The organism is Duganella sp. Leaf126 (assembly GCF_001423125.1).
GTDB lineage: Bacteria > Pseudomonadota > Gammaproteobacteria > Burkholderiales > Burkholderiaceae_D > Rugamonas.
Genome location: NZ_LMNW01000032.1, coordinates 53,362 through 67,385 on the forward strand (window position 1 = coordinate 53,362; position 14,024 = coordinate 67,385).

Annotated in this window: 10 protein-coding genes and 1 tRNA gene; 6 read left to right on the forward strand and 5 right to left on the reverse strand. The window is 66.3% G+C overall.

All coding sequences use genetic code 11. From position 1 onward, the window contains the following. The first annotated feature begins 19 nt into the window (after positions 1-19). Positions 20-1,633 (forward strand): MFS transporter, encoded by a 1,614-nt coding sequence (locus ASF61_RS17065; RefSeq protein ID WP_056158411.1) that lies wholly within the window; start codon positions 20-22, stop codon positions 1,631-1,633. A gap of 125 nt (positions 1,634-1,758) precedes the next feature. Next, positions 1,759-4,185, forward strand: coding sequence for a S9 family peptidase (locus tag ASF61_RS17070; protein WP_082491775.1), 2,427 nt, complete (start codon positions 1,759-1,761; stop codon positions 4,183-4,185). A 32-nt stretch (positions 4,186-4,217) separates the two neighbouring features. Here ASF61_RS17070 and ASF61_RS17075 read toward each other — a convergent pair whose 3' ends face one another. After that, positions 4,218-4,763 carry a DUF2058 domain-containing protein gene (locus ASF61_RS17075; protein ID WP_056158413.1) on the reverse strand — a complete coding sequence of 182 codons (546 nt, stop codon included), beginning with the start codon at positions 4,761-4,763 and terminating at the stop codon, positions 4,218-4,220. A gap of 240 nt (positions 4,764-5,003) precedes the next feature. On the opposite strand from ASF61_RS17075, the gene ASF61_RS17080 reads away from it, so the two are divergent. Both ASF61_RS17080 and ASF61_RS17085 read left to right on the forward strand, forming a co-directional pair. Further along, a tRNA-Phe gene (locus ASF61_RS17080) sits at positions 5,004-5,079 on the forward strand. Positions 5,080-5,531: 452 nt separating this feature from the next. Then, positions 5,532-7,211, forward strand: a complete 1,680-nt coding sequence (locus tag ASF61_RS17085) for a methyl-accepting chemotaxis protein (RefSeq protein WP_056158415.1) — start codon at positions 5,532-5,534, stop codon at positions 7,209-7,211. 182 nt (positions 7,212-7,393) lie between these two features. Here the strand turns inward: ASF61_RS17085 and ASF61_RS17090 are convergent, their stop codons facing one another. The 3 genes from ASF61_RS17090 to ASF61_RS17100 are packed head-to-tail and all read right to left on the reverse strand — an operon-like array spanning position 7,394 to position 9,934. Beyond that, on the reverse strand, positions 7,394-8,806 hold the full coding sequence (locus ASF61_RS17090; RefSeq protein ID WP_056158418.1) for a cell envelope integrity protein TolA: 1,413 nt from the start codon (positions 8,804-8,806) through the stop codon (positions 7,394-7,396). Positions 8,807-8,808: 2 nt separating this feature from the next. After that, a complete protein-coding gene (locus ASF61_RS17095; RefSeq protein WP_056158421.1) occupies positions 8,809-9,228 on the reverse strand; it encodes a biopolymer transporter ExbD in 420 nt (139 codons plus the stop codon). Further along, on the reverse strand, positions 9,218-9,934 hold the full coding sequence (locus tag ASF61_RS17100) for a MotA/TolQ/ExbB proton channel family protein (RefSeq protein ID WP_162242006.1): 717 nt from the start codon (positions 9,932-9,934) through the stop codon (positions 9,218-9,220). Before ASF61_RS17100 ends, ASF61_RS17095 begins: the two co-directional genes overlap by 11 nt. A gap of 361 nt (positions 9,935-10,295) precedes the next feature. On the opposite strand from ASF61_RS17100, the gene ASF61_RS17105 reads away from it, so the two are divergent. Further along, positions 10,296-11,552 (forward strand): cupin domain-containing protein, encoded by a 1,257-nt coding sequence (locus tag ASF61_RS17105; RefSeq protein ID WP_056158428.1) that lies wholly within the window; start codon positions 10,296-10,298, stop codon positions 11,550-11,552. Between the two features lie 33 nt (positions 11,553-11,585). After that, complete coding sequence (locus ASF61_RS17110) at positions 11,586-12,866, forward strand: Nramp family divalent metal transporter (RefSeq protein ID WP_056158432.1); 1,281 nt, start codon at positions 11,586-11,588, stop codon at positions 12,864-12,866. On the opposite strand, the gene ASF61_RS17115 is transcribed toward ASF61_RS17110, so the two are convergent. After that, the gene (locus ASF61_RS17115; protein ID WP_056158436.1) at positions 12,826-13,857 is read right to left on the reverse strand and encodes a LysR family transcriptional regulator; all 1,032 of its coding nucleotides are present in this window, start codon (positions 13,855-13,857) and stop codon (positions 12,826-12,828) included. The genes ASF61_RS17110 and ASF61_RS17115 overlap by 41 nt on opposite strands. Positions 13,858-14,024: the final 167 nt, after the last annotated feature.

Genomic DNA, 14,024 nt, shown 5'->3' on the forward strand with positions numbered 1-14,024 from the left:
CTCAGCTTGCCATCTCACCATGAGTCAAGGCGCCACCCTCCTGCACCTGCGCGGCGCGGCCGGCATGGATGCGATTTACCGCAAGATCTGCTGGCGCCTGCTGCCGCTGCTGGTGCTGTGCTGCGCCGTCGCCTGGCTGGACCGTGTCAATGTCGATCTGGTCGCCCGCCACATCGGCGCCAGTGCGGCCGTGCGCGACCACGTGCACAGCTGGGGCATGGCCGCGTTCTTCCTCGGCTGCTGCGCGTTTGCCATTCCAGGCAGCCTGCTGTTCGACAGGCTGGGGACGCGCAAGATGCTGCTGTGTCTGATGCTGAGCTGGGCGGTGTTGTCCGCCGCCAGCGCCTTCGTCCCCACGCCGCCGGTTTTTTACCTGCTCCGCTTCCTGCTGGGCGCGTGCGAAGCCGGCTTTTTCCCCGGCATGATTCTTTATCTCACCTGCTGGTTCCCGTCCGGCCGGCGCGCCCGCGCCATCGCCGTGTTTGCCGCCGGCGCAGTGGCGGCAGCGATGCTGGCCGCACCGCTGTCCGCCGCCATCCTCAAGACCCTGGCGCCGATGGCGACGGTTGCGCCGATGACGTCGAGTGCATCGCCCGGCCCCTTCGCCGGCTGGCAGTGGCTGCTGCTGGCGCAGGCCGCCCTGCCGCTGCTGCTGGGCGTGTACGCCTGGTGCTACCTGGACGACAGTCCCGACGACGCCGGCTGGCTCACCAGTTTCGAACAGCAGATGGTGGGCCAGGACCTGGCGCGCGACGAAGCGCAGCGCCACGGCGGCAGCGCCAAGGATGTCGATGACCGCCCGGCGCCGCCCGCGCTGGCCGTGCTGTGGGGCTTGTTGTGCAGCCGCACCATCGTGCTGCTGGGCGCCGCCAACCTGCTGCTGATCTGCGCCGGCTTTGCCATCGTGCACTGGGCGCCAGCCATGTTGCTGCGCTGGAGCGCCGGCGCAGCGGTGCAGCTGACGCAATCGACGCCGGCGGCGCCACCGGTGTACTTGGGGCGCATGGTGCAGATGGTGCACATCGGGCAGCCGGGGCAATCGCCACCATCGACGCAACCGGCGCTGCCGTCGGCAGTGCCAGACGCGGCCGGGCTGGCAAGCACCGCCGGTGCGGACGGCAGCGTGAGCATGTTGACGATGGTCGGCATCGTCTGCCTCGCAGGCGTGGTCGGCATGGTCGCCATCGGCCACGATTCCGATCGCCGGCGCGAGCGGCGCGGCCACTTCGTCGCCAGCACCGTACTCGCTGCCGGCGGCCTCGGCCTGGCGATTGCCGCCGACGGCATGCTCGCCTGGTCGCTGGCCGGCCTGGCGCTGGCCACCATCGGCCTGGCTGCCGCCGCGCCGCTGCTGCAGGCCATCGTCACCGACCTGCTCACGCGCGCGCAGATGGCCACCGGCGTCGCGCTCGTGACCAGCATGGGCGTGCTGGGCGCCGCGCTCGGCCCTGCGCTGGCGGTCAGGCTGCTGGCCTGGGGCGACGCCGCCGCCCTGCTGGCCACGCTGGTGGGCGCCTGCCTGGCAGCCGGCCTGCTGCTCCTGCTGGCGCTGCGGCTGGCGCCCCGGCGCGGCGGGCCGGCATCGCACAGCGGCCAGCCCGACAAGCTGACCCGCACCTCGGAACGGCACTGACTTCCCCGGCAAATCGGCGGCCTCGTTTATCGGACTAAACCGTTAGGCTAGAATACGGTGCGCCGACTGGTTACCGCCAGCTGCAACCGGCGCTTCCGTTCACCCAACCTCAAAGCGAACCATCCATGCGTTTTGTCTTGCCACCTTCGACGCTGGCCGCCATCCTGGCCAGCGCGCTTGCCAGCAGCCATGCCGCTGCCGCCCCGTCTTCCACACCCGGCACCACGCCGACACCGATCACGCTGGACCAGGCCATGGCCGATCCCGACTGGATCGGCACGCCGGTCGAATCGGCCTGGTGGGGCTGGGACAGCCGCCAGGTCTATTACAAGCAAAAGCGTGTCGGTTCGCCGCTGCGCGACACCTACCTGATCGCTGGCGGCGCCGCCAAAAAGGTCGACGACCAGCAGCTGGCCAATCTCGACAGCGCCGACGTGGTGTACAACCGCGACCACACGCGCGCCATCATGCTGCGCAACGGCGACCTGTTCGAGCGCGACCTGGCGTCGGGCGCGCTGACCCAGATCGTGCGCGGCACAGCGGCTGCCGCCGATCCGCACTACGCGGCAGACGGCAAGCACGTGCAGTTCCGCATCGGTCAGGACTGGTTCAGCTGGAGCCGCAGCGAGCGCCTGGTGACGCCGGTGGCCGTGCTGCGCACCGCCAGGGATCCGGACGCCAAGCCTGAAGCCGCCGCTGGCGACCAGTCGCGGCGCGACCTGCAACTGCGCCTGTTCTCGACGCTGGCGCGCATCAAGGACGACCGCGACACCAGCCGCGCCTGGCGCGACGAACAGCGCAGCGCCGATCCGACCCGCGCACCGAAACCGGTGTACCTGGGCGAGAAAGTGGTGATCGCCTCGAGCGCGCTGTCGCCGGACGGGCGCTACCTGCTGGTGGTCACCAGCGCCAAGGACGCCGACAAGCGCCGCGTGGGCAAAATGCCGCGCTACGTGACCGAATCGGGCTACGAGGAAAGCGACGACGAACGTGCGCGCGTGAGCGACGCCGGCCCCGTGCCGCACCAGCTCAAACTGCTGGAAGTGGCCACCGGCAAGGTAACCGACCTGTCCTTCGATGCGCTGCCCGGCATCGCCACCGATCCGCTGGCCGAGCTGCGCGCGGCCCGCAAGCTCGATCCGCTCAAGGGCAACCGCCCGCTGCGCTTCGAGCGCAGCGCCGAGTCGATCCGCTGGAGCGACGACGGCAAGCGCGTGGCCGTGATGGCGCAATCGGTCGACAACAAGGACCGCTGGATCGCCAGCGTCGATCTGACCCAGGCAGTGCTGCAACCGCTGCACCGCCTGACCGACCTGGCGTGGGTGAACAACCGCGGCAACGACTTCGGCTGGCAGCCCGACAACCACACGCTGTGGTTCCAGTCCGAGGAAAGCGGCTACGCCCACCTGTACCTGAAAGATGCGCAAACGCCGCAGGCGGCGCCGCGCGCCATCACGTCGGGCAAATGGGAAGCGAGCGACGTCACCTGGTCGGCCGACGGCAAGACCGCCTGGTTCCTGTGTAACCCGAAGCTGCCGGGCACCTATGAAGTCTGCGCCAGCAACAGCAGCACCGGCGCCGTCAAGGAGCTGACCGCGCTGGGCGGCGTGGAAAGCTTTACCGTGTCGCCGGACGGCCGCAAGCTGCTGGTGCGCTACTCGAGCGCCTACATGCCGGCGCAGATCGCCACCGTGCCTGCCACCGGCGGCGCCGCCACCGCGCTCACCGACACCCGCAGCGCTGCCTACAAGGCCCGCAACTGGGTGATGCCGCAGATCGTCGCCGTGCCCTCGACCCATGGCGCCGACCCGGTCTGGGCCAAGCTGTATCGTCCGGCCACGCTGGAACCCGGCAAGAAATATCCGGTCGTGATGTTCGTCCACGGCGCCGGCTACCTGCAGAACGTCACCCAGCGCTATCCCGTGTACTTCCGCGAGCAGATGTTCCACAACCTGCTGGTGCAGCAGGGTTACATCGTGCTGGACATGGACTACCGCGCCTCGCTCGGCTACGGCCGCAACTGGCGCACCGCGATCTACCGCCAGATGGGCCACCCGGAGCTGGACGACTACATCGACGGCCTGAACTGGCTGGTGGCCAAGCAGCAGGGCGACGCCAACAACGTCGGCATCTACGGCGGCAGCTACGGCGGCTTCATGACCTTCATGGCGCTGCTGCGGGCACCGGACCAGTTCAAGGCCGGCGCCGCCCTGCGCCCCGTCACCGACTGGACCACCTACAACCACGAGTACACGTCCAACATCCTGAACACGCCGGAACTGGACCCGGAAGCGTACAAGATCTCGTCGCCGATCGAATACGCCGACAAGCTCAAGGGGCACCTCCTGATCGCCCACGGCATGGTCGACGACAACGTGTTCTACCAGGACTCGGTGCGCATGGCGCAGCGCCTGATCGAGCTGAAAAAAGACCACTGGGAACTGGCCTCGTACCCGCTCGAGCGCCACGGCTACGTGCACCCGGAGAGCTGGTATGACCAGTACCGCCGGATCGACCAGCTGTTCGAGCGGACCCTGAAGGGCAAGGAGTAAAAAAAGGCGGAACCCCGGTTCCGCCTTTTTCTTTACCACATCAGATCATCGGGAATCTGGAACGCCGCATACGGATCATCCTCATCGACCGCGGTGCTCGACTGCTTGACGCGCACCACCAGCGACGGGTCGCGTTCTTCGATCTTGTCGGCGATCACGCGCGGCACCAGTTCCACTGCCGTGCCCAGGCAGACGATCACCAGCCGCCCCGCCACCAGGTGCTCGCGCACGGCCGGCGACACGTAGATGCGCTCGATCTTGGTGCCGTGGGTGAAGTTGTAGGCGATGTCGTCCTTGCCATGTTTGGTCTTGTCCTGGCGGTTCTGCTGCACCATCTGGGCGATCTGCGCGGCGATGGCTTTCTGCTGCGCGGCCGCGTCGCGCTGGGCGTTGGCTTCGCGCGCCTTCTCGGCATTCTTGCGCTGGATTTCCTGCGCCGCCAGGCGCGCCCCGTCCACCGCCTGCTCGCCGCTGCGGCGCTCGAGCTTTTTCTGCTTGCTCTTTTCCTGGCTGGCCAGTTTGGCCTTGGTCTTGTCGACCAGGCCCGCCTTTAAAAACTGCTCTTGTAAGGAGACCATGTCCTCTGCTCCGATGTTGAAACCGCCGACTGCGCCGGCGCGAAGCCGCTAGCATAGCAAAGGCGGCGCCTGCGGGCATCAAATCGGTCCGCCGGCCCACGCTGCGCCGCCAGCGCCTGCACACGGGCCCGGACCTGCTGAACGACGGCGCACCGCGTCACCACCGCCTGGCCAGCGATTCCCGCATCCGCTGTCAGAGATTTGGCAATTTTCAACCGGGCTGCTATAATTGCGCGCCTTGGCCTGGTAGCTCAGTTGGTAGAGCAGAGGATTGAAAATCCTTGTGTCGGTGGTTCGATTCCGCCCCGGGCCACCAAGAATACACAAACGCCACCTTCGGGTGGCGTTGTTGTTTGTCCCTGGAATTCCAATGCGGCTTTGCCGCGCCGCCAGGCAAGGCCGACGTTGCCAAGCTTGAGATGGCCAAACCGGGCAATTGCAGCGGCGCCCGTTAAACCGTTGCCGTCGTTGCGTCGCCGTGCGGTGGCGCTGTAGCATTTCCCCGATGGTCACGCCTCGCGATGCGGGGCCGCTGACCGCTATCACCAACCAGGAAGCGCCCGCTTCCTGCGTATCCCCGCATCAACCTGCATCTGCCGCCGACGATGACGCCGCGTAACGCCGGTCTGTGAAACAACGTACAAACCGCGCCGGAAAAGCCTCCTAGAATATATCCACAAGGAAACACTGATATCTAAAAATCATCTGGAGGACGTCGTGAATCCTGGCCCTATTCTCAGTATTTTCCCGTTTATGACAGGAGTTCTCATGCGTTTGTCCAATCTGAAAATCGGTGTCCGCCTGTACCTGGCGTTCGCCGTCATCGTCGCCATGCTGGTCACCCTGGTGGTGGTTGCGGAGGTCAATTTCAGCCGTCTCGGCGCGGCCAGCAAGTTGAATACGCACACCTACGAAGTGCTGGGCGAGGCCGGCGCGCTGCAGGAAAGCCTGCTCAACATGGAAACCGGGCAGCGCGGCTTTTCGCTGACCGGCAACGAGGCGTCGCTCGATCCCTATCACACCGGCACGACCGCCTTTGCCGCCCACGTTGCCAGGCTGACCGAACTGACCAGCGATAACCCGGCCCAGCAACAACGGCTGAACGAACTGGCTGCCGCCAAACAGCAGTGGCTGACGCAAGCGCTGGAGCCGGCCATCGCACTGCGCCGCAACGGTGGCAGCCAGCCCGACGCCATGGCCGCCGTCGTGCACCTCGAGCAGTCGAACCGGGGCAAGGCGGCAATGGACGGCATGCGCGCCACGCTGGGCCAGATCATGCAAGCCGAGCATGCGCTGCTCGTGCAGCGTTCGGCCGACCTGGCCGCCCAGCGCACGCGCACCGACATCCTGCTGATCGGCGGCGGCATCGTGGCGGCCCTGATCGCGGCGGTGCTGGCTTTCCTGCTGACGCGCAATATCACGGTGCCGCTGCAAGGCGCGGTGGCGCTGGCCCAGCGTGTCGCCAAAGGCGACCTGAGCACTCAGGTGGTGGTGACCAGCAAGGATGAAACGGGCGCGCTGCTGCAGGCGCTGGCCGACATGAACGCGTCGCTGTACCACATCGTGCAGGAAGTACGCAGCGGCACCGATACCATCGCCACGGCATCGGCAGAAATTTCAGCCGGCAATATGGACCTGTCGTCGCGCACCGAACAGCAGGCCGGATCGCTCGAAGAAACCGCGTCGTCGATGGAAGAGCTGACCGCCACCGTCAAGCAGAACGCCGACAGTGCCAGCGAGGCGCGCGAACTGGCCCACAGCGCTTCCAGCGTGGCCGTGCGCGGCGGCGCCATGGTGTCGGAAGTGGTGCAGACCATGGGGTCGATCAATGCCTCGGCGCACAAGATCGTCGACATCATCAGTGTCATCGACAGCATCGCCTTCCAGACCAATATCCTGGCGCTCAACGCAGCGGTGGAAGCGGCGCGCGCCGGCGAGCAGGGGCGCGGCTTTGCGGTGGTCGCCACCGAGGTGCGCAATCTGGCGCAGCGCTCGGCCAGCGCCGCCAAGGAGATCAAGGCGCTGATCGACGATTCGGTCAGCAAGGTGGAAACGGGCAGCAGGCTGGTGGACCGCGCCGGCGCCACCATGCAGGAGGTGGTGGACAGCGTGCAGCGGGTCAATCACATCATCAGCGATATCGCCGCTGCCAGCGCCGAACAGCGCCAGGGCATCGAGCAGGTCAACGACGCCATCATCCAGATGGACCAAGTAACGCAGCAGAATGCCGCACTGGTGGAAGAAGCGGCCGCCGCGTCCAGCGCCATGCAGGAGCAGGCCGCAGCGCTGGCGCAGGCAGTCAGCGTATTCCGGCTGGCGCCGGCCGATGCTGCGCCAGCGGCCGCCAGCGACAGCCACGACAGCCGCGATAACCGTTCCGCCCCGGTCCGGGTACCGCAGGCACGTACGGGTCGCCAACTGGGCGGGCTGCGCCTGCTCGGCGCCTGAGCTTGCCCGTCGGGCAGCAGCGCTTGCGGCGTCGCGCTTGGCCGATGGTGGACGCCGGACCGTTCCTGGCGCGAAGCACCAGCGGCCGGCGCCTGACCGGCATGATTGGCCCAGGCCAGCCATGCACGGCATGTGGCATCCTGGCGTCCCGGTCCCGCACGATCGTCACCGTGCTGATGAAGCTATGAGGCGCTCGTCAGAACCAGCGAAAAAAACAGCCGCGTCGGACCATTCGAGAGTTTGAAAAGCAGCTGGTTACGGCCTTTCCTGAAGCGCACTACGCGCTTGCCCTCGGACAGGTTGTAATCGGCGACATAGGTATTTTTTGTCTCGTAAATCTCGTCGAAAAACCATTGCTTGCGGTAGTTCCCGCCTTTCCAGGCCAGCTTGTCGTTAATCCACAGCTGCGCATCGTCATCGGCGCCGACCCAGATCGTCATATCGCGCTCCTCGTCGAGCATGACTTCCGTATAGCCGTAATACACGGCGTTTTCGGCCTCGTCAGACGGAATCAATGGATAGGTAGCCAGATTGACGTATTCCCACTTGAGCAGACGATTGCCCTTGCCGCGATACACGGCATCGAGCACCACGGCGTCGTCGGGCGGATAGCGGTAATTGGAGAACAGCTCGCCGAGGCGTTTGCCTTGGAACGGACCGATCAGGTACCAGGCATTGACGTAGATCCGGTTGCCGTACTCCCCACCGGCACCGATGATTCTCCCGGTACCGTTTACCGTGTGCTGCGCATCGACCGCGGGAATATGACCGATGCCGCGATCGACATAATTGAAGATGCCGCCAGCCTTGTATTCGGTGGTCTGGCGATCCGGCAGGTCGGGATTGGTGAATGCCGCGATCCGCTCGAGCGTGGTCGGTGCGGGAGCGCCGCCCCCGCCTCCGTCTCCCGCCACGCCCGCCTCCTGCCCTGCCGCCGCCGCCGCCGGCCGACCATGATCGCGTTTGGGCGATGCGGCTGCCGTCACCGCGATGCCATCGCGTCGGCGCTCGAGCTGCTGACGACGCTGCGCCAGCACCTGGCGCGCCTTGGCCTCAAGCTGCGCAATCTTCTCGGCAGCCTCGGCGCGCGTTGTCGGTTCGGTCTCCGGTTGGGCAGGCTTGCGCATTTCTGCGAGACGCGCGACGGCCTTTTCCTTGGAAAGCTGGAGCAGCTTCGCCAGCTCTTCGGCCTTGATGTCCTGTTCAATCGTTTCAATGGTGCGGGAAAGCGCTCTGGCCTGTGCCATCAAGGTGTTCGTCCCCGTCTGTTGCGCGCCGGGCAGTATCTGTCCCTCGTGCTGACGAGGATCGCTTGGCGCCGGATGCTTGCCGCCCGTGCTTTGCTCGAGCAGGGACTTGATCTGCGCCATCGCCTGCACGCGCTTTTCGAGGCGCGCCTGCTCCGTCTGCTGCATGCCAGACTCGACCAGGCGCTCGCGCTGCGCCGCTTCGACGCGGAGTTTGCCGGTGTACCCAAAATAGCCGAGTGCCGCCAGCGGCAGCGCGTGCAGCGCCAGCGACAGATAGAGAAACCGGTGGCGCCCGACATGGGCGCGCACTGCATCGCCGTGCCTGCGGGGGTCGTCGGGGAACATCGTCAGCGCGTATGCATGGAGAGCCTGGTGAAACCTTCGAACTGGCACATCTCGAGCACGCGCACAATGTCCTGGTAACGGGCCGATTGATCGCCATCGATGCGGATGGGCCGCTGGGGATGAAGCGCCGCCTCGGCCTTGAGCCGGTCGAGCATGCCTTGGGTCGTCACCTGACGACCTTCGACGTACAGCGCGCCGCTGCGGTCGACGCCTAAGACCAACGGTGCGGTACTCGCTGTAGCGCGATCGAGGCTGACCTGTGCGGTGGGCAGGACGACAGGCAGCTCCTTGTCCTGTTTGGCAGCGTCCGGCTGTTTGAACGAGGTGGCAATCATGAAATACATGAGCAGAAAGAAAATACAGTCGATCAGCGCGATCAGACCGATTTCAGGCTGCTCGTCATCGACGAGATCAATGCGCAAGTTGCACCTCTTTCAGTCGCTGGTTCGCGGTCGCGGCCGGCAAAAACCATGCGTTGAGCAGCGCGTTGATCTGCTTTTCGAGTCGCAGCCCCAGCGTCGCCATCCGGTGCTTGAGAAAGTGATGCATGCCCAGTGCGGGCAGCGCGACGGCCAGGCCGGCTGCAGTATTGACCAGCGCCTGCGATATACCGCCTGCCAGCAATGCCGGGTTACCCATGCCGTTGGCGTAGGCAATCACGCGGAACGCCTCGATCATGCCCAGCACCGTACCGAGCAGGCCGACGATCGGTGCGACCGTGGCCACGATCGCGAGTGCATACGCTTTCTGCTGGTGCCCGCGCAACTCCATGGAAGCGATATCGCCTGTTCCATTGTTGAGAAAGTCGAACCCCCGGTCGTGATAGGCCACCATGTAGCGCATGACACGCGCCAGCGTACTGTCTTCCTCGGCCAGCAGTTGCTCGATCGCGGCAAAGTTGCGCGCCTCCCAGAGCGGCTGGACACGTTCTACCAGCCCTTCCGGAATCACCGACTTTGTGCGGAAATTGACCAGGCGCTCGGCACTCACGGTCAAAAACAATACCGACAGGGCAAGCACGATCAACAGGGGCACGCCGCCTTCCGCAAGCTGATCGGAAAACCCCGCAGCCGTTGCCACCAGCGGCATACTCAAGAGGATGACAAGGCTGTTCGTCGGCATACGCATGGAATGATTCAATCCTTGGCAATCGGTTGTAGATAGACCAGCGCGATACAAAATCGCTTGCCTAAGCATAACTGAATTCCCAGAAGAATTATATAAAAAACAAAACTTATCATGCCCCGCCTGGCGGCCAGAGATGGCAGCAGCGCCAGTTCGCGTGGGTCCTGCCAACTGCAGGCCGGCACCCCGGTTCCGTATCAGCGCCGCTTATGGATCACCCAAAGAATTACTGACTATCCGTCACGCCCGCCCCGCCCTACTATTTCTCCATGGAGTACCTGCCGGCGACATCCACCGTGCAGCGCGCTCCGGCAGGTCCCCGCTGCCGGTCCCGAGCAGCGGCAACTCTTCGAGGAGAAATCGTATGACCGACATGACACGTCGCGGCATCCTGGCCGGCGCCGCTGCCGGTGCGGTAGCGCTGGGCGCTGCGGCAGCGGCCAAAGCGGCCGAGTTCGGCAACCCGAGCCGGCCGCCGCAAGGCGCCATCAATTCTTCAGCGATCGCCAACGCCGATCCGGGCCCGCAAAACCCGGCGCTGCGCGATGTGCTGCCGTCGTTTACCAATCCGCCGGCCACCGATGTCGGCGGCATGCCGATTCCCTGGAACTCGTTCAACATGGCGCACAAGCGCATCCAGGATGGCGGCTGGGCGCGCGAGGTGACCACCAAGGCCTTTCCCGTCTCGAAGGACATCGCCGGCGTCAACATGCGCCTGGGACCTGGCGGCGTGCGCGAGCTGCACTGGCACCAGCAGGCCGAGTGGGCCATCGTCACCGTGGGCGAGGTCCGCATCACCACCCTCGACAGCCAGGGCCGCGCCGAGGTGGCCGATGTCGGCGTGGGCGACATCTGGTACTTCCCGCCCGGCCTGCCCCACTCGCTGCAGGGCCTTGGCAACAATGGCGGCGAGTTCGTGCTCGCCTTCGATGACGGCGCCTCGGGCGAATTCAATACCCTCATGCTCAGCGACTGGCTGGCCCACACGCCGCCCGAGATCCTGGCGCAAAACTTCGGCGTGCCGGCAGACCGGTTCAAGAACATCCCGCTCGAGCAGCTGTGGATTTACCAGGGCGCGCAGGCCGGACCGCTGAAGGCCGACCAGCGGTATGCGGCCGGCACCAACGGCCGTCCCGACCACCCGTTCATCTTCCGCATGGGGGCGATGAAGCCCACGCTCACCCAGCCCGGCGGCGAAGTGCGCATCGTCGATACCAACAACTTCCCGATCTCGAAGACGGTGGCGGCAGCGCTGGTCACACTGCGCCCGGGCGGCCTGCGCGAACTGCACTGGCACCCGGACGCCGACGAATGGCAGTACTTCATCAAGGGCTCCGGCCGCATGACGGTGTTCAATACCGGGCCGGTGGCGCAGACGGTGGACTTCAACCCCGGCGATGTCGGCTACGTGCAGAAAAGCCTGGGCCACTACGTCAAGAATACCGGCACCACGGACCTGGTGTTCCTCGAGCTGTTCAAGTCCGACCACTTCTCGGAAGTGACGCTGGCGCAGTGGCTGGCCAACACGCCGCGCCAGCTGGTCAAGGAACATCTGCGGGTGGACGACGCCACGCTCGACGTGATCCACCAGCTCAAGAACCGCCGCGACGTGATCGCCTGACGTCAACCTCGGTAAAACCTCGGGACCGCCACCATGCACACTGCCGCCACCGTCAGCACCGCCGATACCGTCGCCACCATGCGCGCCGCCCTCGACCACCGGCGGCGCGGCCCGCGCGCCGTGCTGGCGTTTGCCGGACCGGCGGTGGTGGCGTCGGTGGCATACATGGACCCCGGCAATTTCGTCACCAACCTGCAGGCCGGTTCCACCTGCGGTTACCAGCTGCTGTGGGTGGTGCTGCTGGCCAGCCTGGTGGCGATGCTATTCCAGGCCATGTCCGCCAAGCTGGGCATCGTCACCGGCCGCAGCCTGGCCGAGGTATGCCGCGACGAGTTTTCGCAGCCGCTGGTGGTGGCGATGTGGCTGGCGGCGGAAATCGGCGCCATCGCCACCGACCTGGCCGAATTCATGGGCGGCGCCATCGGCATCTCGCTGCTGGCCGATGTGCCGCTGGGCTGGGGACTGGTGGCGACGGGCGTGCTCACCTTCGCCATCGTGTCGCTCGACGCCCGCGGTTTCCGGCCGCTGGAAATCGTGATTGCCGCGCTGGTGGCGGTGGTCGGACTCAGCTACCTGGCCGAGCTGGTGGTGGTGCCGCCCGACTGGCACGCGGCGCTGTTCCACACGGTGGTGCCGCAACTGCACGGCAAGGATGCGCTGATGCTGGCCGTGGGCATCGTCGGCGCCACCATCATGCCGCATTCGATCTACCTGCATTCGGGGCTCACCACGCACCGCGCGCCGGCCCGCAACGACGTCCAGCGCCGCCAGCTGGTGGCGTTCTCGCACCGCGAGGTGGCCGTCGCGCTGGGCGCGGCCGCCCTGGTCAACATGGCGATGGTGGCGATGGCGGCTGCCGCCTTCAGCAAGACGTCACCCGGCATTGCCGACATCGCCGTCGCCTATCACCTGCTGGTGCCGACGCTGGGCGCCGGCGCCGGCGTGCTGTTCCTGGTGTCGCTGCTGGCCTCGGGCATCTCGAGTTCGGTGGTGGGCACCATGGCCGGCCAGCACATCATGCAGGGCTTCGTCGGCTTCAGGATGCCGCTGCTGGCGCGGCGCCTGGTCACGATGGTGCCGGCATTTATCGTGTGCGCCACCATGAATCCGATGACCGCCATGCTCGACAGCCAGATCGTCCTGAGCCTGGTCCTGCCGGCGCCGCTCATCGCGCTGGTGGTGCTGTCGTCGCGCCGCTCGGTCATGCAGGGCTTTGCGGCCAGCCGCACGCAGACTACGGCAGCGACACTGGCCACCACCGCCATCGTGCTGCTCAATGGGGCGCTGTTGTGGCAGGCAGCGACTGCGGCGTAGGCAGGTGGGACAGGCTGTTCGGCGCGGGCGCCAGGTCAGCGAGCCGCGCTGCGCCTTCGGCGAGCAGGAAGCCATGAAAATCGCGCGCCGCGCGCGGCAGCGCAGCCAGGCCGCGGTGCACGGCGTGCCAGCGCTGCATCACCGGAAACCCCTGCACATCAAGCACGCGCAGCCGGCCGCCGAGCAGGTCGGCCTGGACCTCGCGGGCGGACAGCAGGCCGATGCCCATACCGGCCATCACGGTCTGGCGGATCGCCTCGCTGCAACCGAGTTCCATGAAGCGCGGCGCGGCAGCAAGCCCGTACTGTGCGCGGGCGCCGGGCCGCAGCAGCGTATCGTCGGCCACCTGGCGGGTATCGGTGCCGGGCTCGCGCACGATCAGGCATTCCGCGGCCAGGCGCGCGACCGGAATCTGCCGCGCGTCGGCGAGCGGATGCAACGCCGGCGCCACCAGCACGAACGGATTGTCGGCAAACGGCGTGGCGGTGACCCCGCCCAGTTCCGGCGGATGCAGCATCAGCGCCAGGTCGAGCGCATCGCAGCGCAGCATGGCGACCAGCTGGTCGCGGCTGCGGACGGTCAGTTCGAGATCGATGTCATGGCCGGCATGGTGGACCTGGCCATCGTTCTGCAGGAAGGCGCGGATCAGCTGCGGAAAGCAGCAGCTGCCGGAGGTGATCAGCCCCACGCGCAGGCGCTGGCGCGGCTGGTCGGCGGCGTTCTCCAGCAGGCCGGCCAGCGACTGCTCGGCAGCGCGCAGGTCGGCCAAAATTACCTGGCAGTGGCGCAGCACCACGCGCCCGCCATCGGTCAGGGCGATGCGCTTGCCGGTCTGGCGAAACAGCGGCAAGCCGGCCAGCCCCTCCATCTGCTTGATCTGCATCGACACCGCAGGCTGCGTCAGATGCAGGTCTTCGGCGGCGCGCGAAAAGCTCAGGTTGCGCGCCACGCTCTCGAAGATGCGGAACTGGCGCAAGGTGATATTTTTCATCGGCTACAGTCTCCCTTGCGGGACCTCGTAAAAACCGCAGCGCGCGGCCCGTTATCGTCTTGCGTAGCGCAAGCGCACGGAGGTACGCTCAGCAACGGCGAGGCGATAGCGGGTCGCGCAGCAGGTTTTACGGGGTTCCCTTGCTGGTCACTTGGCGACACCGTCCT